The following is a 24295-nucleotide window of genomic DNA, read 5'->3' as shown; positions in this document are numbered from 1 at the left end:
GCAACTCGGATATGGGGCCCGCACGAGGCGGTACGAATGCGCAGACACCTGGATCGAGGCGTGACAGTGGCGCTGGTGCTGGCGGCCGGACTCTCGGCGGCACAGCTCACCCCCGGGACAGCGGGGCCGGGGAGCAGCCCGTCGCCGACGCCTGGCACCTCCGGGACGGGCACGACCTCGACGCCTGGCACCTCCGGGACGGGGACGACCCCGACTCCCGGGACGGGCACCTCCGCCACGCCTTCGCCGGGCCCGGCGCCTTCGGGCGGCACCACTCCCGCGCCGACGACGGGCACCGGGGCCACCAGCCTGCCACCCGGGCCTCCGGTGATTGCTCCGAACACGGTGGACGCCCCGACCGCCATGCCCTCGGGAGGACGGACCGTGTCTCCCACGCCTGCGCGCCAGCCCGCGCAGGAGGCGCAGCAGGCCACCGAGGCCGTGAGCGAGGCTCCTGACTCGCAGGGGGCCGCCTCCGGTCCGGCGCCGCTGACACTGGCGCAACTGGTGGAGAAGGCGCGGGCCACGGACTCGCGGGTGGAGGAGGCCAGCGCGGAGCTGCGCAAGTTCCAGGCGCTCTACCAGCAGGCGAAGTGGGCCTGGTTCCCCAAGTTCGAGATCACCGTGGGCGTGGGTGGCCCCGTGCCCGAGGCACGCAATGACGGGCTGGGTGGACCGCCGACCACCGAGGCGTCCCTCGAGGGCGACCTCAACTTCGGTCGCGTGGGCGTGACGGCCTTCTCCACGGGCAACGCGGTGCTGCCCATCTACACCTTCGGCAAGCTGTCCGCGCTGGAGAAGGCGGGCGCCCAGGGGCCGGTGGTGGGCGAGGCGCTGCGCGAGCGCGTCCGCGACGAGGCGGGCTTCCAGGCCGCGCAGGCGTACTACGGCTACCAGCTCGCGCGCTCCGGCCTGCAGCAGATTGAGGACGTGTCCAAGCGCCTGGAGGACGCCGCCGAGCGCATCGACGCGCTGCTGAAGGAGGAGTCGCAGCAGGTGTCCCAGGTGGACACCTACAAGGTCCGTTTCTTCCGGCAGCTCGTGGAGGCGCGCAAGGCGGAGGCGCGGCAGGGGCGGGAGCTCGCGCTGGTCGCCATCCGCCTGCTGGCCAACGCCCCCGAGGGCGCGCCGGTGGCGGTGGTGGAGGAGGACCTCGCGCTCGACGAGGACGTGGCGCCGCCCCCGCTGGAGCGTGCGCTCCAGCTCGCCGAGCAGTACCGGCCGGAAATCACCGCCATCGCCGCGGGTATCATCGCGCGCGAGGCGGAGGTCCTCATCCGCGAGCGCAGCTTCTTCCCGGACCTGGGGCTCGCCGGCTTCTACGACGTCCGCTTCACCACCAGCGCCACGCGCCAGCGCAACCCCTTCGCGTATGACGCATACAACGACCGCACCGTGGGCCTGGGCCTGGTGATGCGCGGGACGTTCGACGTCCCCATCAAGGACGCGCAGCTGGACCAGGCGAAGGCGGAGCTGGACAAGCTGCGCGCCCAGGAGAAGCAGATCCACGCCGGCATCCGCCTCGAGGTGACGAAGGTGCACGGCGAGCTGGTGGCCGCGTGGGCCCGCGCGAAGGCCTTTGGCGAGGCGGAGAAGAATGCCCGCCGCTGGGTGACGGCCGCCTTCGCCGCGTTCGACCTGGGAACGGGGGAGACGCGGGACCTGGTGGATGCCTTCAGCGCCTACGCCCAGGCCTCCGGCGACAAGTCGAAGAGCTGGCACGACGTCCGGCTCGGAATGGCCGCCCTGAACCGGGTCACCGGGACACCGCCCGCGCCGGGTGAATAACCCGGCCCCTGCAGCTGTCCTCTCTAGCGTCCTCCAACACGGAGCGTAAAAACCACATGATTGCATCCCTGCTCGCCGCCACCCTGCTTGCCGCCGCGCCAGTCAGCCCGCTCTCGGTCGTCAAATCCGGGAATGCGGACGTGCAGAAGGCCGCCAGCGCGCCCGGCGCCACCGTTGACTCGCTCGCCACCGTCGTCGAGAAGTTCGTCGATTTCGAGGAACTGGCGAAGCGTGCGCTGGGCGACAAGCAGTGGACCTCGCTCACGCCCGTGCAGCGCAAGGAGTTCACCGACACGATGACGGGCCTGCTGCGCGCGTCCTACGCCCAGAAGGCCATCGGCCAGGCCCAGGCGGACGTGAAGTACGTGAAGGAGCAAGCGGAGGGGAACGAGGCCACCGTCCACACCATCCTCACGCTGAAGAAGGACAACATCCCCATCGAGTACCGGCTCTACCGCCCCGACGCGAAGAAGGAGTGGCGCATCTACGACGTCATCACCGACGAGGTGTCGCTCGTGGACACGTACAAGGGCCAGTTCCGCAAGCTGCTCGCCGACAAGGGCTTCGACGGCCTGCTCTCCACCCTGAAGAGCAAGCGGGCGCAGCTGGAGAAGGAGAACGCCGGCAAGTCCGCCAAGGGCGCCGCCGCCACCCCGGCCAAGGCCGAGGGCAGCGCGAACTAGCCCTCGCGCTGGAGTGGAAGCGAGCCGAGGCCGGGTGTCCCTCCCAGGAGGGGCCCCGGCCTTCGTTCGTTCAGCGGTGGGGCTTCTGGAGCCCGTCTAGAGCCCGCTGGCCAGCTGGTACGTGGCCAGAGTGCCCGCGATGCCCTGCGCCAGGGGGATGCTGGGCGCGAAGCCCAGCTCGCTGCGCGCGCGCTCGGTGGTGCACGTCCACGCGGGGCACGTCATCTCCCGGACCTTGTCCCGGTTGAGGATGGGCACGGTGCCCTTCATCCGGGCCATGAGCTCCGAGCCCAGGCCAATCAGGTAGCCGATGAAGTCCGGCACCGGCACCACCGTGGGGCGGCCCCGGCCCAGGGCGCCGGCCAGCGCCCCGCAGACGTCCTCCCACGTGTACTCGCGGCCGTCGGACACGGTGTAGACACCGCGCGCCGGGTCGCCCTTCGCCAGCGTGGGGCCGCGCTCGGCGGCCGCCAGCAGCGCGGTGCACAGGTCATCCACGTGGATGAGCGAGTAGCGCTTGGGCCCGAAGCCGCTCTTGATGGCCAGGCCCTTCTTCGCCATGGGCAGCATCGAGGGGATGAACTCGGTGTCGCCCGGCCCGTAGACAATCGGCGGCCGGAGGATGACGCAGGGCACGCGGTCCGCGTACTCGCGCACCGCCTCCTCGCCGCCCAGCTTGCTGCGGCCGTAGATGGAAACGGGCGCCGGAGGGTCCTCCTCGCGCCGCGGGCGGTCCGGGGTGGACGGGCCGGCGGCGGCCAGGGACGAGCAGTAGACGAGCCGGGGCGGGCGGGGCAGGGCGGCCATGGCCTCCACCACGCGGCGGGTGCCGTTGGCGTTGCCCTCGAAGTAGCTGGCGCGCTCGCGGGCCTTGGTGACGCCCGCCAGGTGCAGCACGCAGTCCACGTCGCGCACGGCCTCGGCCAGGCCCTCGCCCGTGTTCAGGTCGCCCATGGCGAAGCGGGCGCCCATGGCCTCCAGGGGGCCTCGCTTCGAGCTGGGCCGCACCAGCGCGGTGAGGGTGTCCCCCCGCTCGAGGATGCGGCGTGCGAGCCGCTGGCCGATGAAGCCGGTGCCACCGGTGAGCAGGAAGTGCAAGGCGTGACTCCGTGGGGGATTACAGCGCGCGCTGGTAGACGCGGTACGTCTTGGAGCGCTGGGCGCCCATGGACTCGATGGCGCGGTTGACGAGGTGGTTGTCCTCCAGCGTCCAGGAGATCTCCCCACCCACGTAGCCCAGCTGCTTCGCCATGCGCAGCGTGTCCAGGTACAGGATGGCGTCCAGGCCGCGGCGCCGGTAGCCCTCCTTGATGCCGAGGATGACGAGGCGCAGCCGGTTGATGCGGCGCGAGGCCAGCGCCAGCTTCACCAGGCCAATGGGCAGGCCGAAGTGGGTGAGCCGCCCGTTGGCCTCCCGGATGGCCTGGTTGGCGTCGGGGACGGTGAGCGCGAAGGCCACCGGCTCGCCCTTCACCTCGGCCATCAGCGCCAGCTCCGGCCGGACGATGGCCTTCAAGTCCTTGGCCAGGTGGTCGAACTCGGCGTCGGTGAAGGGGACGAAGCCCCAGTTCTTCTCCCAGGCGGAGTTGTAGATGTCGCGGATGCGAGCGACCTCGGCCGACAGGTTCTTCATGTCGACCGGGCGCACGGTGACGCCCTCGCGCACGCGGAGCTTCTCCGCGATGCGCACCACCTTCTCCGGCGGCGCGGCGGACGAGGACAGCTCGAAGGCGTACAGGTCCTTCGCCTTGGTGAGGCCGCACGCCTCCAGCAGCGCCGCGTAGTAGGGCGGGTTGTGCGGCATCATGATGGCCGGGGGCGTGTCGAAGCCGTCAATCAGCAGGCCCCAGTCCTGGTTGGACGAGAAGTTGGCCGGCCCGAGCATGGCGTTCAGGCCCCGCTCGCGCAGCCACGCCGCCGCCGCGTCCAGCAGCACCCGGGTGATGCCCGCGTCGTTCACGCACTCGAAGAGGCCGAAGAAGCCCTCCTTCGTGCCGTGGACCTCCATGTGGCGCGGGTTGCGGATGGCGGCGATACGGCCCACCACCTCGCTGCCGCGCCGCGCGAGGAACAGCTCCACCTCGCCGTACTCGAAGAAGGGGTTCTTCTTCGGGTCCAGGAAGTCCTTGCGCTCCATCTCCAGCGGCATCACCCAGTTCGGGTCGCTCTTGTAGATGCCGTAGGGGAAGCGGATGAACTGCATCTTCTCCGCGGAGCCACGCACGGGAGTCACCTGCACGTCCGAGGGCAGGGGAGGGAGCGAAGCGGTCGCGGGCGAAGAAGGCTCGGCGGGGAGGGCCATGGGGGCTCTAGTTCCTGTCTTCGGACTGCGTGCCGTTGGTGCCGTTGCGCATGAAGAAGTGAGCGCCCTTCTCCAGCAGGAGGCCCGGCAGCTCGCCCCGCTTCTCCCACAGCTTCATGGGCGCGTTGCCCAGCTTGCGCAGGTCATCCGGCTGCAGGTTGGCGGCGCGCCAGGTGAGCTGCTCCACCGCGTCGAAGAGCTTGCCGGCCACCTCGCGCGAGGACATGCGCGACAGCTGGTCCAGCGTGATGCCGCCCTTGTCCGCGAGCATGCCCGAGGAGCCGGCCGCCCACTTCTCGCTGGCCTTGTTGTTCAGCACGCGCGTGCCCGGCCGGGCGATCTTCACCGGCTCGTACACGGTGGGGCGCGTCTCCGGAATCACGTTCAGCTTGCGGCCGATGGTCTCGAAGGTGTCCAGCACGCGGTCCAGCTGCGCGTCCGTGTGCGTGGCCATGTACGAGGTGCGGATGAGCGCGTGGCCCGCCTCCACCGCCGGCGGAATCACCGGGTTGGCGAAGACGCCCGCCTCGTGCAGCGCGCGCCAGAAGCGGAAGCACTTCACCTGGTCGCCGATGTGCACCGGCACCACCGGCGTCACCGACACGCCCGTGTCGAAGCCCATGGCGCGGAAGCCGTTGTGCATCTTCTCCGCGATGTCCAAGAGCCGCTCGCGGCGCTGCGGCTCGGCCTCGATGATCTCCAGCGCCTTGAGCGCCGCGGCAATGGACGCCGGCGTCATGGACGCGGAGAAGATGACCGAGCGCGCCTTGTGGCGGATGTAGTTGATGACCTCGAAGGGCCCGGCCAGCACGCCGCCCAGCGACGCGAAGCTCTTGGAGAACGTCCCCATCACGAGGTCCGTCTCCTTCTCCAGGCCGAAGTACTCGGAGGTGCCGCGGCCCTTGTCGCCCAGCACGCCCATGGAGTGGGCGTCATCCGTCATCACCCGGGCGTTGTACTGCTTCGCCAGCTCCACGATGCGGGGCAGGTTGCAGACGTCGCCCTCCATGGAGAACACACCGTCGGTGACGATGATCTTGCCCGCGTTGGGCTCCGCCTGGGCCAGCAGCTGCTCCAGGTGCTCCATGTCGTTGTGGCGGAACTTGCGCTCGGTGGCGAAGGACAGGCGGATGCCGTCCACCAGCGACGCGTGGTTCTGCCGGTCGCTGAAGACGATGTCGTGCCGGCCGAGGATGGACGCCAGCGCCAGGTTCGTCTGGAAGCCGGTGGAGATGACGATGGCGGCCTCGCGGTTGAGGAACTTCGCCAGCTTCGCCTCCAGCTCCTCGTGCAGCGCCAGCGTGCCGTTGAGCAGGCGCGAGCCGGAGCACGTGGTGCCGAACTTCTCCACCGCCTTGATGGCGGCTTCCTTCACCCGCGGATCCGCGGAGAGGCCCAGGTAGTTGTTGGACCCCACCATGATGACCCGGCGGCCTTCGATCTCCACCTCGGTGGCGCCGTGCGACGCTTCGATGGCTCGGAAGTACGGGTAGAGGCCCGTGGCCTTCGCGATGCGGTAGTCCTTCCAGTTACTGCACTTGTCGAAGACGTCGCTCATGGGTGGTCTTTCTTGAAGCTGCGTCGGGAGGGTGGATCCTCTTGGGGGGGACAGCGGATCTCCGGCCGCCGCCCCTTGCAGGGCTCGTTCCGGCCTCGGAAACCTGCGTCCAGCGACCTCCCACGGGGGACGCGGGGCCGTGAATAAAGAGGGTTAGCGACAGTGTCAAGGCGCGGACTGTTGCTCGGGTCCCTTGCAAGGGCTCCCGAGCAGGCCCCTGGCTTGACAGCACCGTGACTTTGATGGCACGCCGCCGCGACACGAGCGTTGTCCAGTGGATACTGGAAACCACCGTGCACAGACGGCTGCACGCCCGCCGGAGGGCCTCCGGAGGCCTGGAAGACTTCGTCCAGGCCTGTTGTTTGCGGGGGCCATTTGACTGGCGGGGAATTTGCTTTCCCCCGCCTTCATCGAGGAGTGGACGGTGGCCAGGTCGCTGCGACAGCGGTGGTTCGAGGGATTCATCCAGGCGGCCGTGTCCCGTCCTTGGCAGGTGCTGCTCGTCTGCGCGCTCCTGGCGGCCGGCGGTATGGCGCTGGCGTCGCGGTTGGAGTTCCGTGGGTCGTTCGTGGAGCTGCTCCCCCAGGGCGCCCGCGAAGTCCAAGACCTGACACGCGTGTCACAGAAGGCGGGCGGCGACGGGTACCTCGTCATCCTGGCCAAGGGGGACTCCCCGGAGCGCCTGCGGGCCTACGCGACGGAGCTGAAGGGCCGCCTGGAGGCGCTGCCGGAGGTCCGCTACGTCGAGCACAGCTATGACGTGGACTTCTTCCGCCGACACGGCCTGCTGCTGCTGCCCGCGGAGAAGCTGGCGGAGCTGCGCAAGGACCTGGAGGCCCGCGTCCGCTACGAGCGCCAGCAGGCCAACCCCTTCTACATCGACCTGGGGGCCACGCCGCCGCCAGCGGACTTCGAGGCCATCTCGAAGAAGTACACGCCCAACGCGCCCATGAAGGAGTACCTGGCGAACGCGGACGGCACCGAGGTCTACCTGATGCTCAAGCCGTCGGGGACGGCGGGGGACCTGGACTTCGCGCGACGCTTCGTGGAGCTGGCCATGGGCACCGGCCGCACGCTGGCGGCGGAGCGCTACCCGTCGGTGAAGCTGGAGGCGACGGGCAACTTCCAGAACCGCATCGAAGAGGACGCGGTGATGCGCGGTGACTTGTCGCGCGCCGGCATCCTCTCCGCGCTCATCGCCGTGGGCCTCATCCTGCTGGCCACCCGGCGCATCGCCGCGCTGGCGGTGGTGGGCCTGCCCGTGATGGTGGGCATCCTGCTCACGTTCGGCTTCGCGCAAATCTTCATCGGCCACCTCAACGTGGTGACGGGCTTCCTCGTCGCCATCCTCATCGGCCTGGGCATCGAGTACGGCGTGCACCTGTGCATGCGGTACTGGGAGGAGCGCGAGCACCTCTCCGCGCGCGAGGCGCTGAAGGCGGCGGTGGGCGGGACGTTCAGTGGGGCCGTCACCTCGGCGGTGACGAACGCGGCGGCCTTCTTCGTGCTGCTGCTGGCGCAGTTCCACGCCTTCAACCAGTTCGGTCTGCTGGCCGGCATGGGCGTGCTGCTCGCGGTGCTGGCGGCGTATGGCATGGGCCCCTCGCTGCTGGCCATCGCCGAGCGGCTGCGCCCCGCGCGCAAGGACACCGTGGCCACGGCCGTCCCGGCGCCCGCCTCGGTGGAGTCCACGGTGGCGGCGAGGCCGGAGCGACAGTGGAAGCGCTGGCCCACGTCGGTCATCGCGGTCCTCGCCCTGGCGGTGGTGGGCTTCGCGGGCTTCTCCGTGGCCATCGCCCCGAAGCTGGGCTTCGAGACGGACATGCGCAAGCTGAAGGGTGACTCGCCGGCCTCGCGCCTGGACGACCATGTCACCGAGCAGCTCGGCCAGCCGCTCAACCCGGCCATCTTCCTGGTGGACGACGTGACGCAGGCCGCGCAGGTGGAGGACGTCATCGCGGAGGTGAAGCGCGCGAATGGCGCGGACTCCGTGTTCCTTCGCACCACGTCCCTCAACGACCTGGTGCCGCATGACCTGCAGCGCCGCGAGGCGGAGATTGCCGGCATCCGCACGCTGCTGGACGGGCTGCCCGAGTCGGCGCGCGAGGACGCCCGGCTGAAGGACTTCACGCAGATGGTGGAGTCGAAGCCCTACGGGCTGGACTCGCTGCCGGTGGAGGTCCGCCGCCGCTTCGAGGCCACGGACGGCAAGGGCACGTTCCTGCTGCTGTTCCCCTCGGTGTCGAACTACGACACGAAGGACCTGAAGCGCTGGGCGGCGCAGATCGACCAGGTGGTGGACGGCGCGAAGGCGCGCGGCATCGACATGTCGGTGCTGGACAGCAACCGCATCGCCGCGCGCATCTTCGCGCTGGTGCGCGGGGACGGGCCGCTCATCCTCTGGTCCGCGGCCGGCGTGGTGTTCTTCGTCATCCTGCTCAGCCTGCGCAGCTTCAAGCGCGCGCTGCTCGTCACCGGGCCGCTGTTCCTGGGCATGACGTGTCTGGCGGGCGGCATGTACCTCTTCGACGTGCAGCTCAACTTCATCAACGCGGTGGTGCTGCCCAACCTGCTCGCCATCGCCGTGGACAACTCGGTGCACCTGTTCCACCGGTACGAGGAAGAGGGGCCCGGCTCGCTCGGCAAGGTGGTGCGGCACACGGGGCTGGCAGCCGTGGTGGCCACGCTGTCGAACGCGGCCGGCTACGGCGCGCTGCTGGTCGCCAACCACCAGGGGCTGCGCAGCATCGGACAGATTGCGCTGCTCGGGGTCGTGTGCACCTTCCTGGGGACCACGGTCTTCTTCCCCGCGATGCTCGCCCTGCTGGAGCGGTGGAAGGCGAGGAAGACCGCCGCGGTGGGGGAGGGTGCCCTCGTGCGGAGCCTCGAGCTCGGTGTGACTGGCGTCAGCAGCAACGAGGCGTCGGGGGAGCGGAAGTCCGCGTGAGCTCCTCATTCTCCTATACCCCCCGAGGCATGGCGTTCCTGACGAAGGGGCGCGAGGTGCAGGTCCGCCTGAATCCGACGGACCTCATCGTCGTGGTTGCCTGTTCGCTGGCCGCGATGGTGCTCGTGGGCCCGGGCCGCTGGGCGCCGAGCGCGCTGCACAACGCCGGCCTGTTTGCCTTCATGGCGGCCGGGCCCCTGGTGCTGCGGACGCTGGAGGCCTCGTATCCCGGCCAGCGGTGGCTGACGGTGGCGGCGGATTGGTGGCTGCTGCCGGTGGCGGTGCTGTCGCACAGCTGGCTGTCGCCCGTGGTGGACACGCTCAACCCCATCCTGAAGGACGCGCAGCTGGTCGCCGCCGACCAGCGGCTGTTCGGCTTCCAGGCCGCGGTGGTGCTGGCGCACATCGTTCCGCCGTGGCTCAACGACATCCTGCTCATCTGCTACTACGGCCACTTCGTCTGGCCGCTGGTGCTGGGCGTGGCGCTGTACCGGCGGGCGAGTGGCGTCTCCTCTGACTTCAGCGAGTACCTCACCGGGTTGGGGCTCCTGTTCCTGCTCAACTACGCGGCGTACGCGCTGGTGCCCGCGGTGGGGCCGCGCTACTTCCTCATCGGCTCGTTCGACGGGCCGCTGCAGGGCGCGTACCTGACGCCGGTGCTGGACTCGCTGATGCGCGCGCCGAGGTACGCCCGAGACTGCTTCCCCTCGGGCCACACGGGCACCACGCTGCTGGTGCTCTTCTACGCGTGGCGGTTCCACCGGCCGCTGTTCTGGATCATGCTGGGGCCGGGCATCGGCCTCATCACCGCCACGCTGGCCGGGCGCTTCCACTACGCCACGGACCTGGTGGCCGCGGTGCCCCTGGTGATGGTGGTGGCGGGGCTGGCCCTGGGCCTGTGCCGGGCCGCCCGACAGCGGGAAGGCGAGAGGGCCGCGCGCTCCGTCCCCGTGGACGCTATCGTACGGCCCTGAGAGCCGGCCGGCCCCCGCGTCACCCCCCAACCCCATCAGGGCCCGGCCATGAGGAGCCTCCTTCCATGTCCCGGCCCGCGTCCGCGCAGCGAGTCACCCGCTTCGGCACCACCGTCTTCTCCGAGTTCAGTGCGCTGGCCGCGAAGCACGGCGCCGTCAACCTGGGACAGGGGTTCCCGGACTTCGACGGGCCGGAGGCCGTCAAGGAGGCCGCGCAGAAGGCCATCCGCGACGGCGTGAATCAGTACGCCATGGGCATGGGCGCGAAGGACCTGCGCGTCGCCATCGCCGAGCACGCCGCGCGCTTCTACGGCCAGCAGGTGGACCCGGACACCATGGTGACGGTGACGAGCGGCGCCACCGAGGCCATCCTCGATGTGCTGCTGGGGCTCGTGGACCCGGGCGACGAGGTGGTGACCTTCGAGCCGTTCTACGACTCGTACGACGCCAACATCACCTTCGTGGGCGCCACCGCGCGCTACGTGCCGCTGCGCCCGCCGGACGCGTCCCACGCGGAGTGGTGGTTCGACCGGGACGAGGTCCGCGCCGCCTTCGGTCCGAAGACGCGGCTGCTCATCCTCAACTCGCCGCACAACCCCACGGGGAAGGTGTTCACCCGCGAGGAGCTGGAGTTCCTCGGCGGGCTGTGCGCCGAGCACGACACGAAGATTCTGTCGGACGAGGTGTACGAGCACATCGTCTTCGCGCCGGCGAAGCACCTGCGCCCGGCCACGCTGCCGGGGCTGGCGGAGCGCACCGTCACGGTGAGCAGTGGTGGGAAGACCTTCAGCCTCACCGGGTGGAAGGTGGGCTGGGTGATTGCTCCGCCGCCGCTGCGGGATGCGGTGCAGCGGGCCCACCAGTTCGTGACGTTCGCCACGGCGTCACCGCTGCAGGCGGCCATGGCGGCGGCGCTGCGGCTGCCGGATTCGTACTACGCGGAGCTGGCGGCGACGTACGCGGCGAAGCGGGAGCGGCTGCTCGGCGGTCTGCGTGAGGCGGGGCTGACGGCCTTCGCGCCGCAGGGCAGCTACTTCATCCTCGCGGACATCGCGAAGTACGGCTTCGCGGACGACATCGCCTTCTGCCGCCACCTGGTGTCCGAGGTCGGCGTGGCCGGCATCCCGCCGAGCGTCTTCTACAGCCCCGAGCACCGCCACCTGGGCCAAGGGCTGGCGCGCTTCGCCTTCTGCAAGACGGACGCGGTGCTGGACGAGGCGGTGAAGCGACTGCGCGCGAAGCTGCCACGCAAGTGACGGAGATGATGCGGCACCAGAGTGCGACGCCGGCGCATTGTTGCCGAAGGCCCATCCGGTACCTGAGTGAGACCGGACGGACGCGCTAGCGGGTGCCTTTCGTCCACGCCCAGGCCGACACGCGCCAGCCTTCCGCGGTCTTTCGCAATGCAACGGTGAACATCGCCCCGGACTGCGTGACCTTCGTGCCGTTCAGGTCGAAGGTCATGGTCGCCGGTAGGACGACATAGGCGGCATCGCCTGTGATGTCGTTGTGCAGCGGCTCCCCAACACTGGCGCAATAGCCGGAAGCACCGTGTGCCTTGCCTTCTCTCAGGACGTCCCTGTACCAGTCCTGAGTCGCTGTCGGCCCCTGCCAGACGTGCGGTGCCATGCCGTCGAGAATCTGGCCAGGGACAGCGAACGTCGCTGTCATTCCATGCACGTCGCCTCGGTTGAAAGCATCGAGGTATTGGCGCACTGCCGCCCACGGCGTCTCGGTACCCACGTGTTTGCCCTCCCGTCCGCGGGCTGCCCCGTCCATGACCGGGTTGGCCTGTCATCGCGCCGAGGCCAGCGTCACTCCATGATGCGCAGGCGGCCAACCGAAACGAGTCGCACCGGGGTCGCAGTGGACGCCGACAGGAGAACACAGGCCCCCGCATGGGGCGAATGGGCAGGCAGACAGGGGGGAGCGTGTCGCGCTCGGTCGCGGCTGCTGAAAACAACAATGCGGCGCCAGCTCGTGAAGCCGGCGCCGCATCGCTGACCCAACCTGGCGCTGTCTACATGTTCCGCCGGTACTGCCCACCCACCTCGTACAGCGCGCGGGACAGCTGGCCCAGCGTACATACCTTGCACGCGTCCATCAGCGCGGCAAACACGTTGCCGTTGTCCAGCGCGGCGCGGCGCACGGCCTCCAGCGCCTGGGGCGCCGTCGCCGCGTTGCGCTTCCAGAACGCGTCGCGCGAGGTGATGGAGTAGTCCTTCTCCTCCTTCGTCGCGCGAATCACCTCCGGCGGAGTGACGGTGGGCGAGCCCTTCGGGTCCAGGAAGGTGTTCACCCCGACGATGGGCAGCGTCCCGTCGTGCTTCAGCGTCTCGTAGTAGAGCGACTCCTCCTGAATCTTCGAGCGCTGGTACATGCGCTCCATCGCGCCCAGCACGCCGCCGCGCTCGGAGATGGCGCGGAACTCCGTGAGCACCGCAGCCTCCACCAGGTCCGTCAGCTCCTCGATGATGAACGAGCCCTGGTTGGGGTTCTCGTTCTTCGACAGGCCGAACTCCTTGTTGATGACCAGCTGGATGGCCAGCGCCCGCCGCACGCTCTCCTCGGTGGGCGTCGTGATCGCCTCGTCATACGCGTTGGTGTGCAGGGAGTTGCAGTTGTCATTCAACGCCAGCAGCGCCTGCAGCGTGGTGCGGATGTCGTTGAAGGCAATCTCCTGCGCGTGCAGCGAACGGCCGGACGTCTGGATGTGGTACTTCAGCTTCTGCGAGCGGTCATTGCCGCCGTACTTGTCCCGGATGGCCTTGGCCCAGATGCGCCGCGCCACGCGCCCGAGCACCGCGTACTCGGGGTCCATGCCGTTGGAGAAGAAGAACGACAGGTTGGGCGCGAAGTCGTCGATGTGCATCCCTCGCGAGAGGTAGTACTCGACGAAGGTGAAGCCGTTGGCCAGCGTGAAGGCGAGCTGGGAGATGGGGTTCGCCCCGGCCTCCGCGATGTGGTAGCCGGAGATGCTCACCGAGTAGAAGTTCCGCACCTTCTGGTCGATGAAGTACTGCTGGATGTCGCCCATGACGCGCAGGGCGAACTCGGTGGAGAAGATGCAGGTGTTCTGCGCCTGGTCCTCCTTGAGGATGTCCGCCTGCACCGTGCCGCGCACCTGCTGGAGCGTCTTCGCGCGGATCTTCTCGTAGACCTCCTTGGGCAGCACCTCGTCGCCGGACACGCCCAGCAGCAGCAGCCCCAGCCCGTCATTGCCCTGGGGCAATTCGCCCTGGTAGCGGGGGCGGGGCACGCCGCGCTCGCGGTAGAGCGCGTCGATCTTCTTCTCCACCGCCTCCACCTGGCCCTGCTCGCGAATCCACTTCTCGCATTGCTGGTCCACGGCGGCGTTGAGGAAGAAGCCCAGCAGCATGGGTGCCGGGCCGTTGATGGTCATCGACACCGACGTGGACGGGTCCGCCAGGTCGAAGCCCGAGTAGAGCTTCTTCGCGTCGTCCACGTTCGCAATCGACACGCCCGAGTTGCCCACCTTGCCGTAGATGTCCGGCCGGTGGTCCGGGTCCTCGCCGTACAGCGTCACCGAGTCGAACGCCGTGGACAGGCGCTTCGCCGGCAGGCCGCGCGACACGTAGTGGAAGCGCTTGTTGGTGCGCTCCGGGCCGCCCTCGCCGGCGAACATGCGCGCGGGGTCCTCGCCCTCGCGCTTGAGCGGGAAGACGCCCGAGGTGAACGGGTAGGCGCCCGGCGCGTTCTCCCGCAGGAGCCACGTGAGGATGTCACCCCAGTCCTCGTAGCGGGGCAGGGCAATCTTCGGGATGCGCAGGTGCGAGAGGGACTCGGTGTACAGGTCCAGCTCGATGACCTTGTCGCGCACCTGGTACTGGTACTTCGCCGCCGCGTAGCGCCGCTTCGTCGCCGGCCAATCCGCCAGCAGGCGCCGGCAGTCCGGGTGCAGGCGGCCCTCCAGGTCCTGGTACAGCGCCACCAATTCGCTCAGGTACGCGGGCTCACCCTCCACGCGCTCCGTCACCTGCACCACGTCGGAGGCGTCCTTCGGCTCGACGATTTCCAGGTGCTTCTTGCCCACGTTGGCGCGCAGGGCCTGGATGGTGCCGTGGAGCTGGTACATGCGCCGGGCGATGGCGGCCTGCGCGCGCACGAAGCCGTCGTAGGACTCGCAGGTCTCCACGATCTCCGCGAGGTAGCGGGTGCGCTCGGGCGGGATGATCCACTTCTTCTCGCTCATGCCGGGGGTGAGCTGGAAGTGGGACTGGAGCGGGGCGCCGGTCTTCTTCACCACCGCGTCCATGATGGCGCGGTAGAGCTGGTTCATCCCCGGGTCGTTGAACTGCGAGGCGATGGTGCCGTGCACGGGCACCGCGTCGTCGGAGACGGTGAAGGCGTTGTGGTTGCGCTTCCACTGCTTGCGCACGTCGCGCAGCGCGTCCAGCGAGCCGCGCTTGTCGAACTTGTTGATGGCGATGACGTCCGCGAAGTCGAGCATGTCGATCTTCTCGAGCTGCGTCGCCGCGCCGTACTCGGCCGTCATCACGTAGAGCGACACGTCCGAGTGCTCGGTGATTTCGGTGTCCGACTGACCGATGCCGGACGTCTCCACGATGATGAGGTCGAAGCCCGCCGCCTTGCAGACCTCGATGGAGTGGGCCACGTGCCGCGACAGGGCGAGGTTGCTCTGCCGCGTGGCCATCGAGCGCATGTACACGCGCGGGTTGTCGATGGCGTTCATGCGGATGCGGTCACCCAGGAGCGCGCCGCCGGACTTGCGCTTGGACGGGTCCACGGAGAGCACGGCGAGCGTCTTGTCCGGGAAGTCCGCCAGGAAGCGGCGCACCAGCTCGTCCACGAGGCTGGACTTGCCCGCGCCGCCGGTGCCGGTGATGCCGAGCACGGGCACCCGGGGGGCGTCCACGTGGGCCTCCGCCATGGCCTTGCGCAGCTCCTCACCCGCGTCCGCGAAGTTCTCCGCGACGGTGATGAGCGAGGCGATGCGGTCGGGCTGGCGGGGCAGGGGACGGGCCACCAGCGACTGGAAGTCCGCGGGGCGCTTCTCGAAGTCGCACTTGGCGATGAGGTCGTCGATCATCCCCTGCAGGCCCATGGCCCGGCCGTCGTCCGGCGAGTAGATGCGCGTGACGCCGTACTTGTGGAGCTCGTCGATCTCCGTGGGGAGGATGGTGCCGCCACCGCCGCCGAACACCTTGATGTTCGCGCCGCGCTGACGGAGCAGGTCGATCATGTACTTGAAGAACTCGACGTGCCCGCCCTGGTAGGAGGTGATGGCGATACCCTGGACATCCTCCTGGATGGCGCAGTCGACGATCTCCGACACTGAGCGGTTGTGGCCCAGGTGGATGACCTCCGCACCCGACGCCTGCATGAGGCGGCGCATGACGTTGATGGCCGCGTCGTGGCCGTCGAACAGGCTGGCGGCCGTGACGATGCGGACGTGGTGACGGGGCTTGTAGGGCTGGGGAGGGGCGTTCGGCTGGAGCTGTCGCACGCGCGTACACTAAAAGTGCGGTGCGGCACCGGCAAGCGATTGAAGTTGCGGGTGCTCGCCGTACGACGCGGGCCGTCAGTCAGGCCGGCATACGGGGCAGGAAGGCGCCTAATACCCGCAGTGCGGCGGAGGTGGGCGTCGCGCGTCCCTCGCGCACGTCCGTCTCCAGCGAGGGCACGAGGGCGGACACCTCGGGGTGCGCTCGCAAGGCCGACCGGAGGCCGTCCTGCACCATGGCCCACATCCAGCCCACCTGCTGCTCCTGGCGACGGCGCGAAAGCTCCCCCGACGCGGCGCGCCGTGCGACGCGCTCCGTGAGCGAGTCCCACAGCTGCTCGATGCCGGTGCCCTCCAGCGCGCTGCACGTGGTGACGACCGGCTCCGCGCCCGGCCGCATGAGGTGCAGGGCGGCGCGGTACTCGGCGCGGGCCCGCTCGGCGCGGGGCGCGTTGTCGCCGTCCGCCTTGTTGATGGCGACCATGTCCGCCATCTCCAGGATGCCGCGCTTGATGCCCTGCAGCTCGTCGCCCGCGCCCGCGAGCATCAGCACCAGATAGAAGTCCACCAGCTCCGAGACGACGGTCTCCGACTGGCCCACGCCCACCGTCTCCACCAGCACGACGTCGAAGCCCGCGGCCTCGCACAACAGGAGCGTCTCGCGCGTCTTGCGCGCCACGCCGCCCAGGGTGCCGCTGGACGGGCTGGGACGGATGTACGCGGCACTCTCGCGCGACAGGCGGGCCATGCGCGTCTTGTCGCCCAGGATGCTGCCGCCGGAGACGCTGCTGGACGGGTCGATGGCGAGCACCGCCACGCGGTGGCCCCTGCCCACGAGGTGCATGCCCAGGGCGTCGATGAAGGTGCTCTTGCCCGCGCCCGGCACGCCGCTGATGCCCACGCGCCGGCTGTTCCCCGTGTGGGGCAGCAGGCGGGTGAGAACCTCCTGCGCAAGCGCCGCGTGGCGCGGATGCTCGCTCTCCACCAGGGTGATGGCGCGCGCGAGCACGGCCCGGTCTCCGGCGCGGACGCCGTCGACGTAGGTGTCCGCGGGCAGCAGCTTCACGCCGCCTCCAGCTCGGCGGCGAGCTTGTCGAGCAGCTCCAGGGCCGCCTTCGCGATGACGGTGCCAGGGCCGAAGATGGCGGCGGCGCCCGCGGCGCGCAGCGCGTCGTAGTCCTGGGGCGGAATCACGCCGCCCACCACCACCATGATGTCCTCGCGGCCCAGCTTCGCCAGGGCCTGCTTCAGCTCCGGCACCAGCGTGAGGTGGCCCGCGGCGAGCGAGCTGGCGCCCACGATGTGGACGTCGTTCTCCACCGCCTGGCGCGCGGACTCGTCGGGCGTCTGGAAGAGGGGACCGATGTCCACGTCGAAGCCCAGGTCGGCGAAGGCGGTGGCGATGACCTTCTGGCCGCGGTCATGCCCGTCCTGCCCCATCTTCGCGATGAGGATGCGAGGCCGGCGGCCGAAGCGTGCGAGGAAGGAGTCCGCCTTCGCCCGCGCCTCGGCGATGCCGCTCGCGGAGCCGGCCTCGGCCGAGTACACCCCGGAGATGGTTCGCACGGTGGCCTCGTAGCGCCCGTAGACCTTCTCGAGCGCGTCGCTGATTTCTCCCACGGTGGCCTTCGCCCGCGCCGCGTCGATGGCGAGCGCGAGGAGGTTGCCCTCGTTGCGCCGGCCCGCCTCGGTGAGCGCGTCCAGGCGGCGGCGGACCTCGTCGGCGTTGCGCTCGGCGCGCAGCTCGCGCAGGCGGGCCACCTGGGCCTCGCGCACCGCGGAGTTGTCCACCTTGAGGATCTCGATGCGGTCCTCGCGCTCGGGCGGGTACTTGTTCACGCCGATGATGGCCTGGCGCCCGGAGTCGATGCGCGCCTGGGTCTTCGCCGCGGCCTCCTCGATGCGCAGCTTGGGCAGGCCGGCCTCAATCGCCTTCGTCATGCCGCCCAGCGCTTCCACTTCCTGGATGTGCGCCCAGGCCTTGTGCGCCAGCTCGTGGGTGAGGCGCTCCACGTAGTAGCTGCCACCCCACGGGTCGATGACGCGCGTCGTTCCGCTCTCCAGTTGCAGGTACAACTGGGTATTGCGAGCGATGCGCGCGCTGAAGTCGGTGGGCAGGGCAATGGCCTCGTCCAGCGAGTTGGTGTGGAGGCTCTGCGTGTGGCCCTGGGTGGCGGCCATGGCCTCCACGCAGGTGCGCACGACGTTGTTGTAGACGTCCTGCGCGGTGAGGCTCCAGCCGGACGTCTGGCAGTGCGTGCGCAGCGCCAGGCTCTTGTCGCTCTTGGGCTTGAAGTCCTTGAGGAGCCGGGCCCAGAGGAGGCGGGCCGCGCGCAGCTTGGCCACCTCCATGAAGAAGTTCATCCCGATGGCCCAGAAGAACGACAGGCGGGGCGCGAAGGCGTCCACGTCCAGGCCGGCGGCGAGGCCCGCGCGCACGTACTCCACGCCGTCCGCGAGCGTGTAGCCCAGCTCCAGGTCCTGGGACGCGCCGGCCTCCTGCATGTGGTAGCCGCTGATGCTGATGCTGTTGAAGCGCGGCATCCGCTCCGCCGTGAAGCGGAAGATGTCCCCGATGATGCGCATGCTGGGACCGGGCGGATAGATGTACGTGTTGCGGACCATGAACTCCTTGAGGATGTCGTTCTGGATGGTCCCGCTGAGCTTCTCGGGGCTCACGCCCTGTTCCTCGGCCGCCACGACGTAGAGCGCGAGCACGGGGAGCACGGCGCCGTTCATCGTCATGGACACGGACATCTGGTCGAGCGGAATCCGGTCGAACAGGATGCGCATGTCCTTGATGGAGTCGATGGCCACGCCCGCCATGCCCACGTCGCCGGAGACGCGCGGGTGGTCGCTGTCGTAGCCCCGGTGCGTGGCGAGGTCGAAGGCGATGGACAGGCCCTTCTGACCGGCCGCGAGGTTGCGGCGGTAGAAGGCGTTGGAGGCCTCGGCGGTGGAGAAGCCCGCGTACTGGCGGACGGTCCACGGCTGCTGCACGTACATGGTCGCGTACGGGCCACGCACGAAGGGCGGCAGGCCGGGCAGCGAGCCCAGGTGCGCCACGCCCTCCAAATCCTCGGGAGCGTAGACGGGCTTGACGGGGATGCCCTCGGGCGTGTCCCAGCGCTCGGCGGCGCGGGTGGCCTCGCTCGCCTGGCGGCGCTGGGCGTCGCGCACGGCAGGGGAGGGCTGCGTCTCGGGGGCGTCGAAGGCGACGCGGGAGAAGTCCGGAACGTTGGAGCGCATCAGGCCACCACTCCGAGCTGCTGGTGCAGCGTCTTCAGGAGCTGGAACAGGTCCGCTCCCGCATAGATGAACAGGTCCACACCGGCCGCGCGGAAGGCGGCCTCGTTATCACCAGGACGGCCGGCCACGGCGACCGTGCGCGCGCCCTTCGACTTGAGCGCGCGGGTGAGCGCGGGCACCTGGTCCGGGTACAGCGTGTCCGGGCCGGAGATGACCGCGAGCGGCGTCCCCGAGCCAGCAAAGGCCTCCGCCGCGTGGAGCGCGTCCGTGAAGTCGCGGTGCTCCACCGTCTCGATGCCGCCCACGGCCAGCGCGTTGGTGACCCACATGGAGCGCGTGGTGTGCTCCGCCACCGTGCCCAGGCTCAGCATGAAGGCGCGAGGCCGCGAGCCGGACAGCCCCAGGTGCCTGTCGCTGGCGTCGCGCAGGCTCTCGAAGGCCTCCGCCACGCGGACGGGGCGCAGCGGCGCGAAGCCGCCCTCGGCGGGGGCCACGGCCGTGGGGTGCGGCTCACGGTGGACGGGGGTCTCGCCCAGGTGGGGGAACTCGCTGACGCCCACCATGGGCAGGCGGCGGCTGCGCACGGCCTTGTCGCGCGCGGCCACCGTCTCGGCGAGCACGCGGGCCAGGTCGCCCTCGACGAGCGCGCGCGTCATGCCGCCCAGCGACTCGATGCGCTGCAGCTCCGTCCACGCCGCGCGGGCCACTTCGCCGGTGAGCTGCTCCAGGTAGTAGCTGCCGCCCGCGGGGTCCGCGACGCGGTTGAGGCTCGACTCGTCGCGCAGGATGAGCTGCGTGTTGCGCGCGAGCCTGCGGCTCTGCTCGTCCGGGGTGCCCAGGGGCTCGTCGAAGGGCGAGGTGCTCACGCTGTCCGCGCCCGCGACGACGGCGGCGAAGGACTCCGCGGTGGCGCGCAGGATGTTCACCCACGGGTCGCGCTTCGCCTTGGTGCCGCTGGCGGTGCGCGCGTGCAGCGACATGGCCTGGGCCTCGGGAGCCCCACCGGAGGCGGCGACGACCTTGGACCAGAGCAGCCGCGCCGCGCGCAGCCGGGCAATCTCCGGGAAGAACTGGCCGCCCACCGACAGCGCGAACTGCATCGAGCGCGCCGCGTCTCCGGGAGCAACGCCCGCCTGCTCCAGCTTGCGCAGGTACTCCACGCCGGTGGCGATGGCCCACGCCAGCTCCTGCACGGGCGTGGCCCCCGCGTCCGCCCAGGCGCGCGAGGACACCAGCAGCGCGCGCAGGCCCGGCGCTTCCTTCAGCAGCGACGTCACCACCGGAGCTGCCTGCACGAGCGTCCCGGCCACATCCACCTTCGCCGCGCCCGCACGGGCCATGGCGCCGATGGGGTCGATGCCCAGGCTGCCACTCAGCGCCTTGCGCGGCACGCGCAGGGCGTCCGCGACCTGGAGCAGGAGCGACGCGGGGGCGAGCACATCACGCGCCGGCTCCAGGTGTACGGGCGTGCGCTCCAGCGGGACATGCGCGAGGAGCCGCCGCAGCGAGTCCGCGTCCTTCACGTCGAGGCCGTGCGGCGCATCCAACAGCAGCCAGACGCCCTGGCCGCCGCGCTCCAGTTCATTGCGGAGCACCTCGGCGGTGGCGGCCACGTCGGGGCCGGCGTACTCCTGGCACACCGTCCAGCCGCCCTCCGTGTGGCCGAGCGGCTGGGTGCCGCGCACATAGGGGGCCACGCCGGGAGGCTCCGTGGGGGCGGGAGCGTCCTGGGGCGTGTAGAGCGGCTGGAGGGACAGGCCACCTTCCAGGCTCGACTGGAGGGACGAGAAGGGCTTGCCCTTCAAGTCCTTCTCGACGAGCCGGCGCCACGCGTCGAGCGACGGGGGCGGGAAGTCCTTGTCGGAGGGGGGAGGCACTTGCGACATGCTGCGTCCTCGCGGAGAGATGAGGCGCCATGCCCTTCAGGGCAGCACCGTGCCCATCCCATAGGCGCAATGCCCGCCCGGGGCAATGGGTCTGATGAGGCCACCATGTCCAACGTCCAGCGAGTGGGAGCAGGGTGCCGGGAACCCCTCGCGCGAGCGGGGCGCCGGTATTCATTCCGGTGGCCTCACTCCCATTGAGGTAGGAGCCACACGCCCGTGTCCTTCTTCGGAGAGCTCTACCTTCGCAGCACGCTGCCCTTCCTCTCGGAGGCCGTCACGGCCCGGGAGGTGGAGTACCTCGCTCACGCCTTCTCGGACGTGGCCGGACCCGCGCCGGTGGTGGACCTGGGCTGCGGCCATGGCCGTCACGCGGCGCGTCTGAATGCCAATGGCCCCCTGGCCGGGCGCGTCATCGGCCTGGAATTAGACGCGCTGTCGCTTTCCATGCGGCGGCCGGGGTTTCCCGCGGTGCAGGGGGACCTTCGTGCACTGCCGTTCCAGGAGGCCTCATTGGCGGGGGCCTACGCCTGGTACTCGACACTCTTCGCCTTCACGGATGAGGACCACGTGCACATCCTGCGCGAGGTGGCGCGGGTGCTGCGGCCGGGAGGGAGGCTGGTGTTCCAGACGGTGCCGTACGAGCGGTTGGTGGAGTCACCGGCGGCGGCCTTCCAGCAGACGCTGCCGGACGGAAGCATCTTGGAGGAGCAGAGCCGTTTCGACGTGGTTACGGGTAGGGACGAGGGACAGCGGACGCTCACCCTACCGACCGGTCGGAGTCTCACCGCGTCATATTCCATCCGCTACTATCCCCTTGCGGAACTGACACGTCTGTTGGAAAGCACGGGGTTTTCCAGGGCCTGGGTGCACGGTGGGCTGGACGGTGGGCCACCGACATCCGGGTCGACCGATTTGATTGTGGGAGCAGCGCTTCGACAGCGCTGAGCTCGTCCAGTGGATCCGAACCAGAATTCCCGAGCGCATACAGGCTGGCTGGGCCAGCTCCCGAAGCGGGTCGACGTCTATGAGGTCGGCCCCCGGGATGGCTTGCAGAACGAGCTGCGCACGCTGCCCACGCGGGACAAGGCGCGGCTCATCGACGCGCTGGTCGCCGCGGGCGAGAAGCGCATCGAGGTGACGTCGTTCGTGTCACCCAAGTGGATTCCGCAGCTCGCGGACGCGGAGGAGCTGCTGCGGCTCGTGGGGCGGCGGGAGGGCGTGGTGTTCTCCGCGCTCGTGCCCAACCTCAAGGGGCTGGAGCGGGCGAAGGACGCGGGCCTGGAGGAGGCGGCGGTGTTCATCTCCGCGTCCGAGGCCCACTCGAAGAAGAACATCAACAAGAGCATTGCCGAGGCGCTGGCGGGTGCACGCGAGGTGACGGCGTCGGCGCTCGCGGCGGGCATGCGCGTGCGCGGCTACCTGTCCACGGTGTGGGGCTGTCCGTACGAGGGCCACGTGCCGGTGGAGCGGGTGGTGGACATCTGCCGCCAGCTCGTGGACGCGGGGCTGTACCAGCTGAGCCTGGGGGACACGATTGGCGTGGGGACGCCGAGGCAGACCGAGGGCATTCTTGAGGCGCTGCTGAAGCACATCCCCGCGGAGAAGCTCGCGCTGCACATGCACGATACGCGCGGCACCGCGCTGGCCAATGCGCTGGTGGGGCTGTCCGCGGGCGTGACGACGTTCGACGCGAGCATCGGCGGGCTGGGTGGGTGCCCCTACGCGCCTGGCGCGGCGGGCAACCTGGCCACCGAGGACGCCGTGTTCATGCTGCACGGCATGGGCGTGGAGACGGGCATCAACCTGGACCGGCTGGTGGAGGCCGGGGAGATTGCGCAGGAGCTCATCGGCCGGAAGCTGGCCGGGAAGTACCTGCAGGCCGCGCTCGGTGAGCGGGAGAAGAAGGCGTCCCGTCGCGCGCAGAGCGCGCAGACCTGAGCGCGCGACTCCCGGGTTGAACGCAATGAGGGTGGCACCGGAAAGGTCTCCGGGCCGCCCTCAATTTGCATCTCTGCCGTTGAGTCTTCCTGAGTAGGCTCATTTCGAATGAGCCAGCTTCCTCGGTTCCGCAGCCTCGTGCTTCTGGTTCAAGCCTGCTTCCTGCTTTCCTGTGGTAGCAGTGTCCGTTCCGTACTTCTGCCTGCGCCCGAGGAACTCTCCAGCCTGGCCCTGGTCATCCAGGAGCGGGCCGATGGCCAGGTGGTCCACTCGTGGCGGCCCGCAGCCGAGTTCGAGGATGCGCTGCGGAGCCTGCCGTCCTACGGCAGTCGCAGTGCGCCCTCAAGGCCCATCGTCCTTGCGAGTAGCCGCCGTCGGGACTGTGACCAGGAACTGATCGACTGCCACCGGAACTGCATGAAACGCAAGCTCCCGGCTCCTCACAACTACATCCCGCGTGGGCACCCCAGGCACGATCAGATTTGCCGCGACAATTGCCGGCCCGCCTACGAGGACTGCGTGGAGGCCGCGAGCGCCCGGGCTCTGCGTTTTCCAGCGGTGAATGGTGCGGTTGAGTGGCTGAAAGAACATCGGACAGAACTTCTCGTGGGAACCGGAGTCGTCATCGCAGGAGTGGCCTTCGTCGTCGTTTCCGCGGGAGCAGGGCTGCTCGTACTTGCCCCGCTTGCCCTGATGGCCTCGGCCGACAGCATGGATGCGCCGTTGTGCGGGGGAGGTGGGCATGAATCGTGATGAACTGGACCGAAGCGTAGGAGCCATCCGTAAGGCCCAGGAGCTGCTCAGCGGAGTTCCCGAGGTCGCGGAGGCCCTCACGCCCGCCTTGCACGCCTCCTACTTCCTGCTCGACGGCCATGGGCACAACTTCGAGGACTACCTCGCTGCCTTCAGGGGCTCCTCACTTCCATTTCTCGGCACGTTCTCCAGCCGAGCGGAGTTCGACGCCTGGCTGAAGATGCACTTCGTGCCCCCACCACGAGGCGCTCTGCAGGTCGCGGGTGAGCGGTACACCCTTGGCTACGCCCGCTCGAGTGGCGAACCTCTGTTGTTCCGGCTCCCTCACGTCGAGGCCTTGAGAAGGCCGGGAGGAACGAAGGAGCAGGAGCAGCTCTGGCACGCGCTCGACGATGCGCAGGCCGTGCTCGGTTCCTCACCAGCGGACGTCGAAGGTCTGCATTCTGCCGCACTGGCCCTGCACTTCATCTACGAGGCAGGTTGCGGACGCGAGTTCGCGCATTTCCTGGCGCATCTCGATGAGCACCTGCCGCCTCTCCGCTCGTTCGCCACGCGCGAGGACGCGGAAGAGTGGCTGAAGCGCCATCCGAGTCCTCCGGATGGCGCATGCGTGCTGGTGGGGGACGAGCAATTCACAGTGGGGTACTGGCCCCGGAGCGGACTCCGGAGCTTGCTGCGCTACCCCAAGGACGAAGCGCTTGGCGAAGTGACGGAGGACGAAGACCGCTGAAC

At 69.6% G+C, this 24295-nt stretch carries 17 protein-coding genes; 9 read left to right on the top strand and 8 right to left on the bottom strand.

Annotated elements, in window-relative coordinates; genetic code table 11:
- Positions 1 to 36: 36 nt before the first annotated feature.
- Together ACX9TP_RS24540 and ACX9TP_RS24535 are read left to right on the top strand one after the other, a co-directional pair.
- Entirely contained in the window at positions 37 to 1788 is a 1752-nt protein-coding gene (locus ACX9TP_RS24540; protein WP_482973042.1) for a TolC family protein, read from the top strand.
- Between the two features lie 56 nt (positions 1789 to 1844).
- On the top strand, positions 1845 to 2471 hold the full coding sequence (locus ACX9TP_RS24535) for an MlaC/ttg2D family ABC transporter substrate-binding protein (protein ID WP_482973041.1): 627 nt from the start codon (positions 1845 to 1847) through the stop codon (positions 2469 to 2471).
- Positions 2472 to 2567: 96 nt separating this feature from the next.
- On the opposite strand, the gene ACX9TP_RS24530 is transcribed toward ACX9TP_RS24535, so the two are convergent.
- Genes ACX9TP_RS24530 through ACX9TP_RS24520 form a run of 3 tightly spaced genes read right to left on the bottom strand, consistent with a single transcriptional unit; the run spans position 2568 to position 6331 of the window.
- A complete protein-coding gene (locus ACX9TP_RS24530) occupies positions 2568 to 3569 on the bottom strand; it encodes an NAD-dependent epimerase/dehydratase family protein (protein WP_482973040.1) in 1002 nt (333 codons plus the stop codon).
- Positions 3570 to 3588: 19 nt separating this feature from the next.
- Complete coding sequence (locus ACX9TP_RS24525) at positions 3589 to 4773, bottom strand: N-acetyltransferase (protein WP_482973039.1); 1185 nt, start codon at positions 4771 to 4773, stop codon at positions 3589 to 3591.
- A gap of 7 nt (positions 4774 to 4780) precedes the next feature.
- Entirely contained in the window at positions 4781 to 6331 is a 1551-nt protein-coding gene (locus ACX9TP_RS24520) for an aminotransferase class I/II-fold pyridoxal phosphate-dependent enzyme (protein ID WP_482973038.1), read from the bottom strand.
- Positions 6332 to 6755: 424 nt separating this feature from the next.
- Here ACX9TP_RS24520 and ACX9TP_RS24515 point away from each other — a divergent pair, with 424 nt between their 5' ends.
- From ACX9TP_RS24515 to ACX9TP_RS24505, 3 genes are all read left to right on the top strand, one after another.
- A complete protein-coding gene (locus ACX9TP_RS24515) occupies positions 6756 to 9278 on the top strand; it encodes an efflux RND transporter permease subunit (RefSeq protein WP_482973037.1) in 2523 nt (840 codons plus the stop codon).
- Positions 9275 to 10252, top strand: coding sequence for a phosphatase PAP2 family protein (locus tag ACX9TP_RS24510; protein ID WP_482973036.1), 978 nt, complete (start codon positions 9275 to 9277; stop codon positions 10250 to 10252). Before ACX9TP_RS24515 ends, ACX9TP_RS24510 begins: the two co-directional genes overlap by 4 nt.
- Positions 10253 to 10317: 65 nt before the next feature.
- A complete protein-coding gene (locus tag ACX9TP_RS24505) occupies positions 10318 to 11508 on the top strand; it encodes an aminotransferase class I/II-fold pyridoxal phosphate-dependent enzyme (RefSeq protein WP_482973035.1) in 1191 nt (396 codons plus the stop codon).
- 85 nt (positions 11509 to 11593) lie between these two features.
- Here ACX9TP_RS24505 and ACX9TP_RS24500 read toward each other — a convergent pair whose 3' ends face one another.
- The 5 genes from ACX9TP_RS24500 to ACX9TP_RS24480 all read right to left on the bottom strand — a co-directional run bounded on the left by ACX9TP_RS24500 (position 11594) and on the right by ACX9TP_RS24480 (position 20872).
- Entirely contained in the window at positions 11594 to 11995 is a 402-nt protein-coding gene (locus ACX9TP_RS24500; protein WP_482973034.1) for a nuclear transport factor 2 family protein, read from the bottom strand.
- Positions 11996 to 12272: 277 nt separating this feature from the next.
- Complete coding sequence (locus tag ACX9TP_RS24495) at positions 12273 to 15629, bottom strand: methylmalonyl-CoA mutase family protein (protein WP_482982214.1); 3357 nt, start codon at positions 15627 to 15629, stop codon at positions 12273 to 12275.
- 190 nt (positions 15630 to 15819) lie between these two features.
- Entirely contained in the window at positions 15820 to 16803 is a 984-nt protein-coding gene (meaB, locus tag ACX9TP_RS24490; protein ID WP_482973033.1) for a methylmalonyl Co-A mutase-associated GTPase MeaB, read from the bottom strand.
- Positions 16800 to 18986 (bottom strand): methylmalonyl-CoA mutase, encoded by a 2187-nt coding sequence (scpA, locus tag ACX9TP_RS24485; RefSeq protein WP_482973032.1) that lies wholly within the window; start codon positions 18984 to 18986, stop codon positions 16800 to 16802. Before scpA ends, meaB begins: the two co-directional genes overlap by 4 nt.
- Entirely contained in the window at positions 18986 to 20872 is a 1887-nt protein-coding gene (locus tag ACX9TP_RS24480; protein ID WP_482973031.1) for a methylmalonyl-CoA mutase family protein, read from the bottom strand. The genes scpA and ACX9TP_RS24480 overlap by 1 nt, the downstream gene beginning before the upstream one ends.
- Positions 20873 to 21088: 216 nt before the next feature.
- On the opposite strand from ACX9TP_RS24480, the gene ACX9TP_RS24475 reads away from it, so the two are divergent.
- The 4 genes from ACX9TP_RS24475 (at position 21089) to ACX9TP_RS24460 (ending at position 24293) form a co-directional block, all read left to right on the top strand.
- Positions 21089 to 21817, top strand: a complete 729-nt coding sequence (locus tag ACX9TP_RS24475; protein WP_482973030.1) for a class I SAM-dependent methyltransferase — start codon at positions 21089 to 21091, stop codon at positions 21815 to 21817.
- Positions 21818 to 21826: 9 nt separating this feature from the next.
- Positions 21827 to 22810, top strand: a complete 984-nt coding sequence (locus ACX9TP_RS24470) for a hydroxymethylglutaryl-CoA lyase (protein WP_482973029.1) — start codon at positions 21827 to 21829, stop codon at positions 22808 to 22810.
- A gap of 108 nt (positions 22811 to 22918) precedes the next feature.
- Positions 22919 to 23563, top strand: coding sequence for a hypothetical protein (locus ACX9TP_RS24465; protein ID WP_482973028.1), 645 nt, complete (start codon positions 22919 to 22921; stop codon positions 23561 to 23563).
- Complete coding sequence (locus ACX9TP_RS24460; RefSeq protein WP_482973027.1) at positions 23553 to 24293, top strand: hypothetical protein; 741 nt, start codon at positions 23553 to 23555, stop codon at positions 24291 to 24293. Before ACX9TP_RS24465 ends, ACX9TP_RS24460 begins: the two co-directional genes overlap by 11 nt.
- The last annotated feature ends 2 nt before the right edge of the window (positions 24294 to 24295 follow it).

It is taken from the genome of Pyxidicoccus sp. M15 (genome assembly GCF_056858435.1).
The sequence above is the reverse complement of the archived record's forward strand: the minus strand, read 5'-3'. Positions and strand labels throughout refer to the sequence as shown.